13 protein-coding genes are annotated in these 16,719 nt (G+C 57.4%); 7 read left to right on the top strand and 6 right to left on the bottom strand.

Translation table 11 applies throughout. The features are described from left to right. Window positions 1-23 precede the first annotated feature (23 nt). The gene (locus IP81_RS07260; protein ID WP_255352417.1) at window positions 24-2,063 is read right to left on the bottom strand and encodes a bifunctional rhamnulose-1-phosphate aldolase/short-chain dehydrogenase; all 2,040 of its coding nucleotides are present in this window, start codon (window positions 2,061-2,063) and stop codon (window positions 24-26) included. A 205-nt stretch (window positions 2,064-2,268) separates the two neighbouring features. Between IP81_RS07260 and IP81_RS07255 the strand changes: the two genes are divergently transcribed. From IP81_RS07255 to IP81_RS07240, 4 genes are read left to right on the top strand one after another with little or no spacing between them, the layout of a single operon-like run. Further along, entirely contained in the window at window positions 2,269-3,669 is a 1,401-nt protein-coding gene (locus tag IP81_RS07255) for an FGGY-family carbohydrate kinase (RefSeq protein ID WP_054107325.1), read from the top strand. Further along, window positions 3,666-4,814 carry an FMN-dependent L-lactate dehydrogenase LldD gene (gene lldD, locus IP81_RS07250; protein WP_054107324.1) on the top strand — a complete coding sequence of 383 codons (1,149 nt, stop codon included), beginning with the start codon at window positions 3,666-3,668 and terminating at the stop codon, window positions 4,812-4,814. The genes IP81_RS07255 and lldD overlap by 4 nt, the downstream gene beginning before the upstream one ends. Before the next feature lies 1 nt (window position 4,815). Beyond that, on the top strand, window positions 4,816-6,075 hold the full coding sequence (locus tag IP81_RS07245; RefSeq protein ID WP_054107323.1) for an MFS transporter: 1,260 nt from the start codon (window positions 4,816-4,818) through the stop codon (window positions 6,073-6,075). A gap of 26 nt (window positions 6,076-6,101) precedes the next feature. Then, window positions 6,102-6,875 (top strand): DeoR/GlpR family DNA-binding transcription regulator, encoded by a 774-nt coding sequence (locus IP81_RS07240; protein WP_054107322.1) that lies wholly within the window; start codon window positions 6,102-6,104, stop codon window positions 6,873-6,875. Between the two features lie 81 nt (window positions 6,876-6,956). Here IP81_RS07240 and IP81_RS07235 read toward each other — a convergent pair whose 3' ends face one another. Both IP81_RS07235 and IP81_RS07230 read right to left on the bottom strand, forming a co-directional pair. Continuing rightward, window positions 6,957-9,398, bottom strand: a complete 2,442-nt coding sequence (locus IP81_RS07235) for a TonB-dependent receptor (RefSeq protein WP_054107321.1) — start codon at window positions 9,396-9,398, stop codon at window positions 6,957-6,959. A 272-nt stretch (window positions 9,399-9,670) separates the two neighbouring features. Next, window positions 9,671-9,991: a Rieske 2Fe-2S domain-containing protein gene (locus tag IP81_RS07230; protein ID WP_054107320.1), complete on the bottom strand. Its 321-nt coding sequence runs from the start codon at window positions 9,989-9,991 to the stop codon at window positions 9,671-9,673. Between the two features lie 128 nt (window positions 9,992-10,119). Between IP81_RS07230 and IP81_RS07225 the strand changes: the two genes are divergently transcribed. Then, window positions 10,120-11,265, top strand: a complete 1,146-nt coding sequence (locus tag IP81_RS07225; protein WP_054107319.1) for an acyl-CoA dehydrogenase family protein — start codon at window positions 10,120-10,122, stop codon at window positions 11,263-11,265. Next, the gene (locus IP81_RS07220) at window positions 11,265-12,176 is read left to right on the top strand and encodes an acyl-CoA dehydrogenase family protein (protein WP_054107318.1); all 912 of its coding nucleotides are present in this window, start codon (window positions 11,265-11,267) and stop codon (window positions 12,174-12,176) included. Before IP81_RS07225 ends, IP81_RS07220 begins: the two co-directional genes overlap by 1 nt. 28 nt (window positions 12,177-12,204) lie before the next feature. Here the strand turns inward: IP81_RS07220 and IP81_RS07215 are convergent, their stop codons facing one another. From IP81_RS07215 to IP81_RS07205, 3 genes are read right to left on the bottom strand one after another with little or no spacing between them, the layout of a single operon-like run. Beyond that, on the bottom strand, window positions 12,205-12,987 hold the full coding sequence (locus IP81_RS07215; RefSeq protein WP_054107317.1) for a sterol desaturase family protein: 783 nt from the start codon (window positions 12,985-12,987) through the stop codon (window positions 12,205-12,207). Then, window positions 12,980-14,227 carry an MFS transporter gene (locus IP81_RS07210; protein ID WP_054107316.1) on the bottom strand — a complete coding sequence of 416 codons (1,248 nt, stop codon included), beginning with the start codon at window positions 14,225-14,227 and terminating at the stop codon, window positions 12,980-12,982. The genes IP81_RS07215 and IP81_RS07210 overlap by 8 nt, the downstream gene beginning before the upstream one ends. After that, on the bottom strand, window positions 14,224-15,390 hold the full coding sequence (locus IP81_RS07205; protein WP_157573116.1) for a CaiB/BaiF CoA-transferase family protein: 1,167 nt from the start codon (window positions 15,388-15,390) through the stop codon (window positions 14,224-14,226). Before IP81_RS07205 ends, IP81_RS07210 begins: the two co-directional genes overlap by 4 nt. 157 nt (window positions 15,391-15,547) lie before the next feature. Here IP81_RS07205 and IP81_RS07200 point away from each other — a divergent pair, with 157 nt between their 5' ends. After that, window positions 15,548-16,714: an acyl-CoA dehydrogenase family protein gene (locus tag IP81_RS07200; RefSeq protein WP_054107314.1), complete on the top strand. Its 1,167-nt coding sequence runs from the start codon at window positions 15,548-15,550 to the stop codon at window positions 16,712-16,714. Window positions 16,715-16,719: the final 5 nt, after the last annotated feature.

Below are 16,719 nucleotides of genomic sequence, written 5' to 3'. Positions count from 1 at the left end.
TTATGGTTTCCTCTGCCCGGTGTTCAGCGCGTGAAAGCTTGTGCATTGCCTGCATCGACATTGATCATGTTGCCGGTAGACTTGGCAGACATGTCGCTTGCGAGGAAGTACACAGCTTCGGCTATATCTGCTGGCAGGACATCGCGTCCCAGCATTGAACGCTTGCGATAATGTTCCTCAAGCTCGGCACCGGAATCAATTCCGTGTGCGCCGGCCCGCTCCTGTCGCCAATCGCCATCCCAAATTCGACTTCCCTTGATCACCGCATCAGGATTGACGGTATTCACCCGGATGCCAGCGGGGGCACCTTCGAGCGCCAGACAGCGTGCGAGGTGATTTGCGGCAGCTTTGGCCGAAGCATAGGCGCTGGCGTTGGTGGCAGCTGCAACACCGTTTTTCGATCCGATGAATACCACTGAGGTTCCGCCTAGCGCCTTCATCCGTTTCAGCAAAGGCCAAGCGGCACGGGCGGTCAGGAAATACCCGCGCGCCAGCACATCATAGTTGCGGTTCCAAAGATCGATCGTCGTGTCTTCAAGCGCCGCAGACGACGCAATACCGGCATTGGCCACGAGCACATCAAGGCCGCCAAATTCGCGCGCCGTTGCATCAAAGGCCGCTTGTATCTGAGCTTCATCAGTCACGTCGCATACTGTAGAGCGAATGACGTCCTTACCGAATTGGGAGGCAAAGGCTGCGTGGACATCTTCGATAGCGGTTGCATCACGGTCAGCCAGCATCACGCAGGCCCCTTCACGCAGCAAGCGCGCAGCGCTGGCAGCGCCAATCCCGCCAGCACCACCGGTGACGAGCGCAATCTTGCTCACCAGCGGTTTTGATGCGGGCATACGCTGTAGCTTGGCTTCCTTAAGCAGCCAATATTCGATGTCGAAGGCTTCTTGTTCATCAAGCGCGATGTAGCCGCCGATGGCCTCGGCGCCGCGCATCACGTTGATCGCGTTGCCGTAAAACTCACCCGCTAGCCTTGCGGTCGTCTTGTCGCCTGCAAACGTGATGCGGCCAACGCCGGGAACGAGAACGACGATGGGGTTGGAATCGCGAATGGCTGGCGAATTCTGACGTTTGCACCGCTCATAATAAGTAGCGTACATCGCGCGGTAATCCGAGATTTGGCTTTCAAGGTATACATCGTCTTGCAGCTTTGCAGGATCCAGCGCAAGCGGTGCAATCTTGGTGCGCAAGAAGTGATCGGGGCAGGATGTGCCCAAAGCTGCAAGGCGTATGAAATCGGCAGAGCCTGTGAATTCAAGCGTTTCGGCATCATCCGAATAATGACCAAGCTTGGCGCGCGCTCCGATCATCATTCCGCGTAGGCGCGGCATAAGATCGGCAGCAATCGCCGCACGGTCAGGATTAGGTACAACGATCTGGCCACCAAATGCAGGTTTATTCACCAGCTTCGAGTTCAGGTAAGTTGCAGCATCGGCAATCAACTTGAGCGTATGTTCGTAGCAAGCCCTTGCGCTATCGGCCCAGCAGATGATCCCGTGGCCAGCAAGCATTACACCGTTAACCTGGGGATTTGCTGCAACATAATTGCGCAGCATGACGCCTAGCGTGTAGCCGGGGCGCTTCCACGGCAGCCAACCGATCTTGCCACCCCAGATTGCCTTAGTCGCAGCTTCGCCTCCGGCGGATGCTGCCAGTGCGATGATGGCATCAGGGTGGACATGATCAACGTGGGCAAAGGGAAGCAGCGAGTGCAGGGGCGTATCTATGCTGGCCGCACGGTTGTTCAGATTGAATGTGCAGTGTGGCAGGCAACCCACCATTTTATCGTCATCTTCGGGGCCAGCATAATGCACTTCGAGCCCCAGCAGCTTTTCTTGATAAAGCGTCGAAAACCCGCCCAGCTTCATCGAGCCAATATCGCCGCCCGAACCTTTGACCCAAAGCACTTCAACCGCCTCGCCGGTCAACGGATCGGTTTCTGTCAGTTTGGCCGACGTGTTTCCGCCGCCGAAATTGGTTACGGTCAGATCCGAACCCAGCAGGTTGGAGCGATAAAGCAAAAGTTCGGCGGGCGAAAGCTTTTCCGCTATTCCTTCATCCTACCGGCTGGACGGCACCGCGAATGGCAGCGCCGTAGGGCTGCGGGCCAAAATGTTGTCTTGTGCAGTCATCGCATCCCTTTGAAGCTGAGTTGCAGCGTGTTGGCCGCTCGGTTGCCCCGCTAACAATTTTAGTGGAAAAGATCAATAATGATTGATAGTGAGCGATTTAGGGTGTTTGGGTAGGGAGCCGCGCTTGAAAATCGGCGCAACGATAGTGATCGATTTGGGCAAGACCTTGAGCAAGGTGACGCTTTGGGATGCGGACGGACGTCTGCTCGATCGGCAAACCCGCCCGAACACGCCGTTTCTGGCCGGCGGGTTGCGTCGCCTTGATGTCGAAGGCATCGGCGGATGGCTGATCGAAGCCCTCTCCGCTCATGCAGGTTATCCGGTGCAGGCGATTGTGCCGGTTGGCCATGCCGCGGCTTTTGCTGCAATCCGGAACGATAACCTTGCGTTCCCGCCGCTCGACTACGAGCAATCGATCCCTGACGACGTTTTTGAAACGTATCGTGCGCAGCGTGATCCGTTCGAGGTGACAGGATCACCGCAGCTTCCGGCAGGGCTAAATCTTGGTGCGCAAATCTGGTGGGCCGAGCGGATTCATCCAGAAGCCATGGCAGAAGCAACACTTCTGCCATGGGCGCAATACTGGGCATGGTTCCTGTCGGGCAAGTCCGTCAGCGAAGTGACAAGCCTCGGTTGTCATTCCGATTTATGGGAACCTGCCAGCCGCGATTTCTCCCCGATGGCACAGCGCCTCGGCTGGGCCACCCGGTTTGCGCCGCTTGTTTTGGCGGGTGATACGGCGGGCAGGTTGCGCCCGGAGATTGCCAGAGCAACGGGTTTGTCCGCAGATGTCCGCGTCCTGGCGGGACTTCATGATTCAAATGCCGCGCTTCACGCCGCGCACGGTTTTGCCGAACTCGCCGATCAGGATGCGACTGTGCTGTCCACCGGCACATGGTTCATTGCCATGCGCAGGCCGGGTGAAGTAGCCGAATCGGCGGTGCTTCCTGCCGGGCGCGATTGCCTGATCAATGTCGATGTCGAGGGTTGCCCGGTACCATCGGCACGGTTCATGGGTGGCCGCGAGATTGAAAGCGTAATCGGGATCGACACCCGCCGTGTCGATATAAAGCCGGATCAGCCCGCATTACTTGCGGCAGTCCCGGGGCTGCTTGAATGTGGCGCGATGCTCTTACCAACACTGGCACCGGGTTGCGGTCCGTTCCCGGATCACGGGGCCCGTTGGATTTCCGAGCCTACCGACTGGCACGCGCGCCGTGCAGCGATGTGTCTTTATGCTGCATTGGTGGCAGACGCGGCTCTCGATCTTATCGGTTCGCGCGGTTGCTTGCTGGTCGAGGGGCGCTTTGCCGAGGCGGAAGTGTTCGTACACGCACTTGCCGCCTTGCGCCCGCAAACGCAGGTGCTTACCGCTAATGCGCATAACGATGTCTCGTTTGGCGCAATCCGCTTGCTCAATCCGGATTTGCGCCCGCAAGGTGATCTGACCCCGGTGGAGCCGCTTTCGGGCGATATTCAAGCCTATCGCGAGCAGTGGCGCGCTGCATTCGAGCCACACCCATGATCGTTGCCAATATTGCCGATTTCCGTGAGGCAGCCCGGCGCCGCCTGCCGCGCTTCCTGTTTGAATACATGGACGGCGGGTCATACGCCGAAGTCACCTTGCGCCGTAATGCTGATGATCTGGCTAATATCGCCCTGCGCCAACGCATTTTGCGCGATGTTTCGGGCATTGATTTGTCGACGGAACTTTTCGGCCATCGCCAAAGTCTGCCGGTGGCGCTTGCGCCTATCGGGCTGGCGGGGTTAAACGCGCGCCGGGGCGAATGTCAGGCCATTCGTGCAGCCAACAAGGCCAATGTTCCCTTCACGCTGTCGACGGTTTCGGCATGCACGATCGGTGAAGTGGCGCAGGCCGCTACGCAGCCGTTCTGGTTCCAGCTCTACATGATCCGTGATCGCGGATTCATGAAGGATATGCTTGCTAAAGCCGCTGCTGCGGGCTGTTCGGCTCTTGTATTCACGGTGGACATGCCGGTGCCGGGCACGCGCTACCGTGATTACCGAACAGGGCTTGCAGGTGCAGCCGGATGGAAGGGCGCGGTTTTGCGCGCGATGCAGGCGATGATCCGGCCGGACTGGGCGTGGGATGTCGGAGTGATGGGGCGCCCACATCATCTCGGCAATGTCGCGCCGGTGCTGAAGGGTAAGACCGGCATCGAAGACTTTTTCGCTTGGATGCGCAACAACTTCGACCCGGCGATTGCGTGGAGCGATCTGGATTTCATTCGCGCGCATTGGAATGGCCCGATCATCATCAAGGGCATCCTTGACCCTGAGGATGCCCGACTGGCAGCAGATGCCGGCGTGGATGGGATTGTCGTTTCCAATCACGGCGGGCGGCAGCTCGACGGAGTTCCCTCTACCGCGCGCGCCCTGCCAACCATCGTCGATGCGGTGGGTCATAGGCTGACCGTGCTGGCCGATGGTGGTGTACGGTCCGGACTGGATGTGGTGCGCTTCCTGGCGCTCGGGGCAAAGGGCGTGCTCCTGGGCCGTGCCTGGTCTTATGCCCTCGCTGCGGGCGGCGAAGCGGCGGTTTCAAAGATGCTGGGCCTGATCGAAGCGGAAATGCGGGTCGCCATGGCGCTGACAGGCACAACCAGAATTGCAGACATAAACCGGACACTATTGGTGGGGGACACTTGAGATGGCCACGGCAACGAGCGAACAGGGCAGTTGGCGCGACACGACTCTTGCCGGACTTGCGAACTACATAGACTCTGGCTCGATTGTCTCTGGCTCGGTGGCGCTCGCACTTTGGAAGGACTTGTACGGACTGTCTGACAGCTTCATCGGGCTGATTGCGGCCTTTAGTGCCAACGCCATCTCTGCAGGGATCGGCGCATTCATCGGTGGCTGGCTGTGCGACCGTCTGGGGCGAAAGAAGATATACCAGTACGACATGCTGTTTTACGCCTTCGGTATGCTCTTCCTGATCTTTGCCAGTGCGGCATGGATGATCATTGTCGGCTTCCTTCTTGTCGGCCTTGCGGTGGGGGCAGATATTCCCGCCAGTTGGTCTCTGATTGCAGAACAGGCTCCCGATACGAAGCGCGGCGCGCATTCCGGCGTGGCGCAAATGCTGTGGTATCTTGGCCCGGTTGTCGTTCTGGGCGCGGCCTATTTTCTCAAACCTTTCGGCATTGATGGCGTACGCTGGCTGTTCATCCATCTTGCGGTGCTGGCTGTCGCACTCACCTTTTTGCGAAGCCGGATGAAGGAATCGCAACGCTGGGAAGAAAGCCGGGCTGCACGTGCGGGTAAGGTGCCCGGCGTTGATTGGCGCGAACTGTTCAGTCCCCGGTATCTGCGTTCGATGTTCTATCTGATTTGCATGTATGGCTTCTGGAACCTGTGGGCGGGCTACAACGGCTTTTTCACTCCCTATCTGATCGCGCAAAACAACTTGCCGGTCTGGGCCGAGACCGTTGTCCCGGCCAGCTACTTTGCCATCGGAATTTTCTCGATACTGGCGATTTTCATGACGCTGTCCGACAAGGTCAACCAGCGCACCCTGTTTGGCATCTCCGCGCTAATGCACGTTGGGGGTATGCTGCTGCTCGCCGTTCTCCCGTTCACCCTTCCGGTGGTGATTGTGCACATCCTGATCATGGGCATTGCCGGCGGCTTTGGCGCACAAAGCTTCTTCCAGCTTTGGAGCTCCGAGCTTTTCCCGACCTCGATCCGCTCGACGGCACAGGGCATGACATTTGCGATCGTACGCATCGGTCTGGGTATCTGGAGCCTTGCCGTTCCGGCGCTCGCTGCTGCAGATTTCAAGACGTTAGCTTGGATTCTGACCGGCTTCCTTGTCGCGTCAGGCCTGATCGGCTACATCTGGGCACCGCGAAACGAGGGTAAATCGCTTGAACAGATCGAAGTCGAACGGCAAGTAACCCCCGGTTAGGGTTGTGACGGGAAGTTGGGTGAAAAATGCATGCGGCTGAGCGGGAGCGTCTGATCGTCGAAGCCATGCGGCCATGGGGCTTTGTGAGTTATCGTGAACTCGAAGCCCTCCTCGATGCGTCACCAGCCACCATCCGTCGCGACCTGGCACGCCTTGAGAGCGAAGGCATCATCGTGCGCGTCCGAGGCGGCGCCAAAATGCCCGACGAGCCCGGCCGCGCGCCTGATCGGTTGGGCGGGACACCCTTCGATCAATCCATTACCCGGCATCTTGCCGCCAAGCAGGCCATCGGGCGGGCTGCTGCTGCCATGTGTAAACCGGGGGAGGGGATCATGATCGATGGGGGCACCACCACCCTGCAAATGTGTTCGCACCTAGCCGGTCTGAAGATGCAGGTATTGACGAATTCTCTGCACATCGTTGATGCCTTGTTGCCACAGGAGGGAACAAGGATACTCGTCCCTTCCGGCACGGTATTTCGCGAACAGAACATCATCCTTGCTGCAGCAGGCGAGGAATCGATGCCGCGCTTTCACGCCCCCCGTCTGTTCATGGGCGCTGCTGCCATCGGGGCGCAAGGCGTGATGCAGGCCGATGTGGTGCTTGTAGCGGCTGAACGCCGACTGATTGACCGGGCGGAAGATGTCATCCTGCTCGTCGACAGCAGCAAGTTTCAAACCCAGTCAGGCGCGATTGTGTGCGGGCTGGATGAAATTGACACCATCATAACCGATGCAGTGCCGCCACATATGGACGCCGTTTTACAGGACGCTGGCGTGCAGATCATCATCGCTCAATAGCGGGCTAGACGAACACTAAAAAACCGCCCGGTGGACAATTCCACCGGGCGGTTTTTCATAACTGTAACTTGGTGGGTACGATCAGCGTGAGCCGAAAGCCCAGCGCAGGTTGATGCCGAACTCACGCGGTGCGGTTACGCGCAGATCGCCTGAGTAGTTGGTAAGCGACGACGAACCGGATGAAGTCAGCCCGCCACCAAGCGGGACGCCTGCCTGCAGTTCGGTTTGGATCGCGCCGTTAGACCGGTTCAGAACCTTGAACGTGTTAGTGATGTTCTTGCCAAACAGCGATACTTCCCAAGCACCGTCTGGATCACGGACACCAAGATAAAGGTTCAGGATTCCAAAGGCCCCCTGATCATCGAATGCGTTCACCGGGTCGGTCTGTGATGCGCCGTTGTAAGTGAACAAACCACGAAAGTAGCCGTCCACGTTCCGGCTAACCGATGCCGTGTATTCAGAAGTCAGCGCTGCGTTGAAGAGCGGTGCTGAATTTGAACGCTGGTTTGTTGGGCATACACTTACCAAATTACCGCCTGTTGCCGTATTAATCTGGGCAAAAGTTGGCTGCGTGGTAAGAGTATCGGGTATGCCATCCCGATTGACGTCAAGGCAAGGTAGCTGTCCATTGTTTATCTGCCCTTTGGCGTAGGACATCACAGCACCAAACGTCAGGCCGTCAATTGGGTTAGCTTGAAGCTCAGCTTCAATGCCCTTAGCCGTAACTGGCACGCTGGCCAACAGCGGGGCGGTCGTTACGGAATTTCTGAATGCATCGCCGACGATCACACCCGCGCCTGGGGCGAGAAATGGGTAGTTGTCAAACTTCTGGTGGAAAGCCGCCAAGTTGAAGCGCAACCGCTTGTCAAGAAGGTCGGCCTTGAAGCCAACTTCATACGACCGCGAGGTTTCCGGCTGTGAACGGAAAAACGCGCCTTGAGTTGGCGTTGGCGCAAGAAGAGCCAGAATACCTCCAACAGCGACGTTGCTAGGGCGGAACGATGTGCCTGTGTTTGCATAAACGAGCACGTCGTCGCTAACCTTGTAGCGGATCGAGCCGGAGTAAATCGTCTTTGATTCATCAAGATTCAGAGTCGCAAGAGTTTGCTCTACGCCACGAACAAAAACGTTTGACTGTGCCTTGTAATTAACGCGACGCAATCCACCCGATATCTCCAATGAATCACCGAGCTGCGCGGAGATATTGCCGAAGAACGACTTTTCTTGCGTTTCTTGGCCACGGTTGACCGGGACCTGAGCAACGCTCAGCAGCCGTGTGCCAAGGACCGGATTATTGACGACACTAATTCCGATCGCGCGAGTCAGCACAGATGGTGATGATGTTTTATAATCGAGGTAGCCGATGACATAGTCGAAGATGCCAGCCACGCGATCATCATTTTGCAGACGGATTTCGTGCGAGGTGCTCTTGCCGTTGGTCTGCGTTCGCGGTCCAAAGCGGCTTGTCACGCCAGCAGATGTAACGGAGTCATTGACAAAAATGCCGGCATTGTCAGAAGGTTGTAAAGAAACAAAATCCTGCTTCAGGTGTAGACCTGTGTATGTCAGACGCTGGCCAGCGAGCGCCAACTGTGCGCTACCGCTGTAAACCTTGAAGCGCTGGTCATTTTCGATGGGGAAGCCATCGACGGCCCGGCGGTCCTCAGCACGGATCGCAACGGGGCTTGCTCCGGCAGCAGCATTGATCCGGTTGAATGATTCTACCTGATTGTACTGTAGCGATTTGCGGCGGAAACCTTGGTACATCAAGTCAAGCAGCAGAACGCCGTCGAACGGATCAGCGCGCACGCTGGCACGAATGCCTTGGCCTTCGTTCCGAAGCGCTTGTGCGTCATTGAGCGGACGAACTTCGCTGCCATCATCATCGCTGCTGATGCCTGCAACGCGAATGCCCAGCTTGCCTGCGACAACAGGAATGTTCAGCGCAGCGTTGACGTTGTAGCCCCCGATGTTGTTTGCGGTTGCGTTTACCATGCCGCCAACGGCATCAAGATCAGGCTTGCGGGTAGAGATCGAAATCGACCCAGATGGAGTCGAGCGGCCCTTCAGTGTCCCCTGAGGGCCGCGCAGAACTTCGATTTGGCCCAAATCGAACATCGATTGGAACAAGACGCCGGCAGCCAAGGGGCTGTCGTTGAGGTAGAATTCGATTGTGCCGTTGTTGCCTGAAGCGTTAACGCTGTAATCTACGCCGCGAATAGTCGAGGTTGCGCCGATCCCGTTGGTATTTGCAACAAGGTTAAGCCCGGGGACAACAGCCTGGATGTCTTCGAGCTTGCGAAGATTGAGCTTTTCGATCGTATCAGCGGTGACGGCCTGCACGGTAGCCGGCACGTCTTGCACACTTTCATTCCGCCGGCGGGCGGTGACGATGATGTCTGCGTCCGAGACTGCATCAGCCGCCGGTTGCGGGTTCGCGCTTGCTTGAGCGAGTGCCGGTTGAGCGATGGCAAGCATGCCCACCCCTGTCATCAGTACGCCTATCGCATTGGTCTTGATCATATGCTCTCCCCTCCCTCAGCGGGATTTCATTTTTTTCTTCTCCCATCATACTGCTATGCCGGAGTGGTTGGTCAAACGGATTTGCCCTTCCGGCAGCATCATCGCCGGGGTGATGGGGAGGGGCGTTTCAGCCGTGTCAGGCGCCCTTGCCATTCCCATTGGGGGCTATAAGCGCAGCCGCGCTCGTATCCGATCCACCAACCTGGTGGTGGAAAAAACGGGGTATGACCGCATGGGCATTTTGAGGGCCGGTCGTTCAGATGGGTTGATGCCTATATGTTGCTTGCAATTTCTATCATGCCATCCCTGATACGCACGGCGAATGAACGAATGGTTTTTTTTGCAGGCCCGCTCAAGGCTTCGCCAGTCGCAAGATCGAACCGAGCGCCATGGATCGGGCATGCAATGCAGCCCCATTTGATCTTTCCGGAAGCCAGCGATTCCGAAAGGTGCGAGCAACGGTTTTCGATTGCATAAACCACCCCTTCATCCATGCATAGCAACACGGCCTCCCCTCTTGGTGCGACAGGAACCGCAGTTCCTTCAGCAAGGTCGGCAAGGGGCAGGACCGGGGTGAATGAGAAGTCTGACATGCGCTCCACCCTAATCGTCGCAATCCGGCCCGCAAAGCTTGGAATACGGGACATCGCCCCGGCAATCTATTGCGAGTCACCCCATCGCCTGCTTGCCGTCAGAAAGATCTTCACGCTAGACTTGGCCTATGGATTTTGAATGGACCCCCGAAGAACAGGCGTTTCGGTTGCGCCTAAAGCAATTTTTGGCGGCAACTCTGCCCGATGATTGGGAACGCTTTTCGCAACATGGTCCTGGTTCGCCTGCACTAACCCGGTATGCCGAGACTTTTTGCGGGAAACTGGCTGACGACAAGTTGCTAACCCCGCATTGGCCTAAAGAGATCGGCGGAGAAGGGCTTGATCCCTGGCACCAAGCGATCCTTGCCGAAGAAATGTGGATCGCAGGTGAGCCACGTGGCGGTCAGTACATGAACGTCAATTGGATCGGCCCCACGTTGATCAAGTATGGCAGCCAATGGCAGCAAGAGCGCTATTTGCCACCTATCGCAGAGGGGCGTGCGCTATGGTGTCAGGGTTTTTCCGAGCCTGGATCCGGTTCTGATTTGGCTTCGCTGCGCACGCGTGCTGTGTTGGAAGGCGATCATTATCGCGTGAACGGCCAGAAGATCTGGACCAGCTACGCAGGGCTTGCGCAAACGTGCTTCTTGCTGTGCCGGACATCTGATGACCGCAAACGCGGCATTTCGATTCTGCTGGTGCCGATGGATACCCCTGGCATTACGGTGCGCCAAATTCCGTCGCTGATCGGTGAGGGTGACATTCATGAGGTATTCTTTGATGACGTGCTCGTACCGGTCGAAGCCTTGTTCGGTAACGAAGGACAGGCGTGGGAAATTATTGCTTATAGCCTTGTCAACGAACGTCTCGGAATTCCGCGCTATGGTCTTGCCCGTGCAGCGCTTGATCGCGCGGTCAGCGTCCTGAAAGAGGAAGGGCGTTGGAACAACGACGCCGTCAAAATTGAGGCCGCCAACGTCGCCGCACTGTGTGAGGCTGCACGCATCGCAAGCTATGCAATTGTGACCAAGCGTGCGCACGGCGAACTGGTTGGGCCGGAAAGTTCATCAGCGAGGTTCGCCACAGTCATGGCCGAACGCCGTGTAGCTGAATTTGTTGTCGAGTATCTGCCTGAGGCTTTGGCCGACGCCCATCCTTATCTGAAAATGCACCATCAGCGCGGAATTGTTGCAGGCATTGCTGCCGGAGCCGCTGAAATCCAGTTGAACATCATTGCAACTGATGTGCTCAAATTGCCACGGGAGCCGCGCTGATGGACCTTTCCCTCAATGACGATCAGGTTGCAATTGTCGATGCGCTGGATGCACTGACGCGGCCCTACGCCGCAGTATCGCTGCATGAGACGGGCTTTGCCCTGTTCGATCCGGAACTGGAACGGGAGCTTTCCAAAAGCGGATTCCTCGATGTTGCTGCCGTGCCCGAGCTGGGCGTGGTAACGGCCGCGATTATAGTCGAGCGGGTGGCGCGGCTGCCTCAGGCAACCAATGCCGCGCTTTCAGCGATTGTCGCGCCTTTACTCGGGTTGAGCGCCGGGACACCGCTGTGCATTGTCGAAGAGAATGCACAAGCACGCCCGCTGCGGTTCTTGTGCGAAGGTGCAACTGTGGTGGTTGCCGGCCATTCGATAACCAGCTTCACTGTAACTGGTGACCAGGTGCGTGCCGAACCCGAAGCGCTATATGGTTATCCCGTGTCCAGCCTGCGGTCAGTGCCTTCAGACCGGCAGCAACACGACGTTTCCCTGGATGAATTCTACACCCGCTGGCGGATTGCTCTTGCAGCAGAATCAGCAGGCCTGCTTGCCGCAGCGCTGCAAAGCGTGTGCGTCTATACCACCGATCGCAACCAATTCGGCCGTCCGTTGGCGAGCTTCCAAGGCATGCGCCACCGCCTTGCCGAAGCACAAGTGCGCACCAATGGCGTTTATTGGCTGGCTATCAAAGCCGCTGCCACGCTTGATCCGGCAGACGCCGCGCTGGCCGCGCTCCATGCACAAGAAGCCGCGCGCGCGGTCGTCTACGATTTCCACCAGTTCATGGGCGGCATGGGGATGACGCTCGAACATCCGCTTCACTTGTGGACCTATCGCCTGAAGCTTTTAGCAAGCGAACTGGGCGGACGCGGCGCGAACGCACTTGCTGCGGCAGACGCGATCTGGGGTTAGAACCGGATCGCGTCTATCCGCAGAACAATTATTCTGCGGGCTCCATCGTTGGTTCGGGCCGCGTCCGGTCTTTGATTTTTAAATAATCGCTTTCAAACTTCGGGCGCATTGTGCCGCACAGGCGGTCCCAGATCGTGGTGTATCCACCGAAATTGATGGTGAAGTATTTGTGGTGCTGGTCATGGAAAGTTGAGGTGATGAACCACTTGGTTAGCCAGGTCTTGTTCCACCAGCGCGGGAAAAACTCATACCCCGAATGGACATAGAGCCCCATGATCACGTTGGTCGGGCCGATAAGAGCCATCGATTGTTCGTGGATCGGTGAGATCAGTGTCATCACGGTCAGGAACAGCGGAACAAACCCTCCGTTGACCAGCGATTCAAGCGGATTGACTGATGCTGTCGTCAACAGGTTTGGCGATGTTGAACGATGGTGGAGTTTGTGCACCCAGCTATACACCGGCTCTTTGTGCATCCAGCGGTGCAGCCAATAAAACCAGGTATCGAAGAGGAAGAAATACAGCGCGAACTCAAGCGCAACAACCCACCAGCTAACCTGCGTCTTTTGCAATACCAGCAGATTGTTGGTGGTGAGCCAACCGGTTGACCAGCCCAAAAACGTGCCTGCGGTTGCGATATTGATAACCGTGAAAATGCCTTCGTTGCGAAAGGTTTTCCATTTGAATCCATTGGGCTGGATTTTGCGCGCCTTGAAAAATCCGGTCGCGATGCCCGCTATCAATCCCGCCACAACAAACGCGGCCATCCAGATTTGCAGGGATTTCTCGCCCGCCAACATGTTTTCAAACATGCCCTTGTTCCTTGAGTTTAGGTGGTTTTGGTAAAGTGAACAGGCACAGGCTGCTCAAAAGAAGCATGGCTATGGCCAAGATGAAAAACCGGTCATAGCTTCCGGTTGCATCATAAATCATGGATGCTGCTAGTGGCCCGGTAGCGGTGCCAATCGATAGCGCGGTAAGGAGTCCGCCATACAATGCACCAAAGCTTGCAAGACCGAAAAAGCGCGTGGTGAGATAGACGATCACATCAACCTCAGCCCCTAGTGTCATCCCTAGCATGATCGCGATGGCAGCCGGTGCCGCAACGCTGCCTTGGCCATACAACAGCAGGAGAACGGCTATTACGGGCAGGAGGAACACCAGCGCCCCCACGTGCGATGCGCGAAACCGGTCGATCAGATAGCCGGTGCCAAGCCGCCCGGCGATAGACGACAGTCCGATCAGCGAAGCCAACCAGGCCGCATCAATCGCCACCATGCCCCAGCCTGCCAGAATAAGCATGAACTGGAAATTGAGTGCAACGACGGTGAACGTGAAGAATAGGCTTGCGAGCATAAGCCTGACATAGATTGATGAGCGCAGCCCTTCGGCGAACCTCATGCCGCCCAAAACGGCAGCTTCAGGCTCTCCAGCTGCGGCAACGGCTTTGGCATCGCGCGCGCCGCGGAAGAAAAGGAACACCATCGGCAGCACGATCGCCAACCAGATCATTCCATGCCACACAAACGCCGTGCGCCAACCATATGCACCGATCAGCTTGGTGGCGAGCGGCGGAAACGCAAACTGTGCGATGGATGCGCCGCATAACGTGATCGCAAAAGCCATGCCGCGCGAAGCCGTGAAGCGTGTGGCCACAGCGCTGGTCCAAACAGTGGCCTGCACCGGCAAAGCCGCCAGCGTCATGATGCCCCACATCAAATACCAGTTGGTCAGATCACCCGATGACAGCGACATGAAGGCAAAAGCCACGCAGGCCACCGCGACGCCGAACAGCCCCAGCTTGCGCGATCCGAAGCGGTCAACCAGCATCCCCACCGGCACCGCGAGCAAGGCCTGCACAAGGATGGCGAAGGTAAATGCGCCTGTAAACTGCCCGCGCGTCCAGCCGAATTCGGTCGTCACCGGAATGATGTAAGGGTTGATCCCATAGATATGGATCACACTTACCGAATAGCCAAACATTGCCGAGATCGGCAGCGTGAAATGGCTGCGCCACTCCGATTTTGCAGATAGTGGTGCAGCAACGGTCATCGGGCGCCCCTCGTCATGCCAATTTCGGCGAGCACTTCATCTGTATGTTGCCCGACCAGCGGGGTAGGCCCGGCGACTTTGCCCGGCGTCTTGGAAAACCACGTCGGCACGCCGGGATAGCGCACCGGCCCTTGATCGCTCTCTACCGTTTCGAAGAAATCAATCGCGATAAGATGCTCATTTTGAAGCAATTCATCTGTCGTGCGTAGCGGCGCTGCCGGAATGTTGAGCGCGCCCAGCAGGTCCAGCCATTCTGTCGTCGTGCGCTCAAGGAAGGTCTCGCCAAGCTTGGCGTAGACATGTTCGATCTGCTGCGCACGTTGCGCCAGCGTTGCCATGTCGGGCGTAACCCAGACAGGGTTGATCGCTTCGACGAATGCCTTCCAATGCTTATCGTTATAAATCAGAGCAGCCACATAACCATCGCGCGTCTTATATGGCTTGCGATTGGCCGACACCGCGCGATGATAATGCGCCGGTGTTGTCGGCGGAGTGAACATTGCGCCGTTGGCATGTTCGACCAGCATGAAGCTTGCCATCGTTTCAAACATGCCGACTTCCACTTCCTGGCCTTCGCCAGTGCGTTCGCGGTGGAACAGCGCAAGGATTGTGGAATAAAGTGCGGTCAGGCCTGCCACTTTGTCAGCCATGATCGTGGCGACGAAACCGGGTTCGCCAGTCATCAATTGCTGAACATAGGGAATACCGCATTCAGCTTGAATCGTATCGTCATAGGCGGGCTTATCGGCATCAGGCCCACGGCGGCTGTAACCGTAACAGTTTGTGTACACGATCCTCGGATTGATTGCACAGACCGCCGCATAATCAAAACCAAGCCGCGCAATCGCCTTTGAGCGCATTGAGTGGATGAAGACGTCTGTCTCTTCGATCAGGCGCGTCAAAGCCGCTTTACCCTGCGCGCTCTTCATATCCAGCGCTACGCTGCGCTTGCCACGGTTCACATTGACGAAAACACCCGACATGCCCGGCACCGGACCTTGCGAGATATTGCGTGTATCGTCACCGGTCAGCGGTTCAATCTTGATAACGTCAGCACCCATGTCTGCCATGATTTGCGTGGCATATGGGCCGAAGACCATGCTGGTCAGGTCGACAATACGGATCCCTGCTAATGGTCCGCTATGCTTTGGTCTGTCTGCCATCATTCCTCCGTTGGTGTGAAATGCGCTATCGCATCACCTTGGCCAATCCAAACTAGATCAACTTCGCCGGGCCGATATCGTCGCGGCGGAGAGTTGAGGTGCGCTGGGGTGACTGTTAGGCCACCTCTGCGCGGCACGTGCCGTATGGAGCAGCGTCTTGGACTTTTCCTTCACCCCTGATCAGCAGACCATCCGTGATGCGGTGCTGGCCCTATGCAGCACGTTTACCGACGATTACTGGCTCGAACGTGATGCTGATGGCGAATTCCCCGTCGCCTTTCATCAGGCGATGGCAAAGGCTGGCTGGCTGGGTATTGCCATGCCCGAAAACTGCGGCGGCGCAGGGCTGGGCATAACCGAAGCGGCGATCATGATGCAGGCGGTATCGGAATCGGGCGGCGGGATGACCGCGGCATCATCCATCCACGGCCCGGTGTTCAGCATGGAGCCGATCACCCAGTTCGGCACGCAGGAACAGCAGCTGCGCATGATCCCACCGATCATTTCGGGCGAAGAGCGTATGTGCTTTGCGGTGACCGAACCCAACGTCGGGCTTGATACGACCAAGCTGAAAACGCGGGCAGAACGGGTGGACGGCGGCTATCGTGTGAACGGCGAAAAGATATGGATCACCAACGCCCACGTGGCCGACAAGATGATGCTGCTCGCGCGCACCACCCCGCTCGATCAGGTGAAGCGCAAGACTGATGGCCTTTCGCTGTTCTACACCGCGATTGATCGCAGCAAGATCGAACACCGCCTGATCCCCAAGATGGGCCGCGCGGCGGTGGGGTCGAACATACTGTTCATCAATGATTTCTTCATCCCCGAAGAAGACCGGATCGGTGCCGAGGGCGATGGCTTCAAGATCATCCTCAAGGGCCTGAACCCCGAACGCATCCTGCTGGGCGCAGAAGCGGTGGGCTTGGGCCGGGTGGCGATCAAGCGCGCGTCGCAATATGCGCAAGAACGCATCGTGTTTGATCGTCCCATCGGCATGAACCAAGGCATCCAGCACCCGCTGGCCAAGTGCTGGGCGCAACTGGAAGCGGCCAACCTGATGGTGATGAAGGGGGCAACCATGTTCGACAAGGGCGAGGATTGCGGGGTTGAGGCCAATGCCGGCAAGTATCTTGCCGCTGAATCCGGTTTTGAAGCCTGCCACACCGCCATGCTGTCGATGGGCGGCATGGGCTATGCCAAGGAATACCATGTCGAGCGCTATTTGCGCGAAGTGCTGATCCCGCGCACTGCACCGGTCAGCCCGCACATGATCCTGAACTTCCTGGCCGAGAAGGTTCTGGGTCTGCCGAAGTCTTATTAATTCAA

Origin of the sequence: Novosphingobium sp. AAP83 (assembly GCF_001295795.1) — a bacterium.
In the GTDB taxonomy this organism is placed as follows: Bacteria; Pseudomonadota; Alphaproteobacteria; order Sphingomonadales; family Sphingomonadaceae; genus Novosphingobium.
This window is presented reverse-complemented; position numbering and strand designations above follow the sequence as displayed.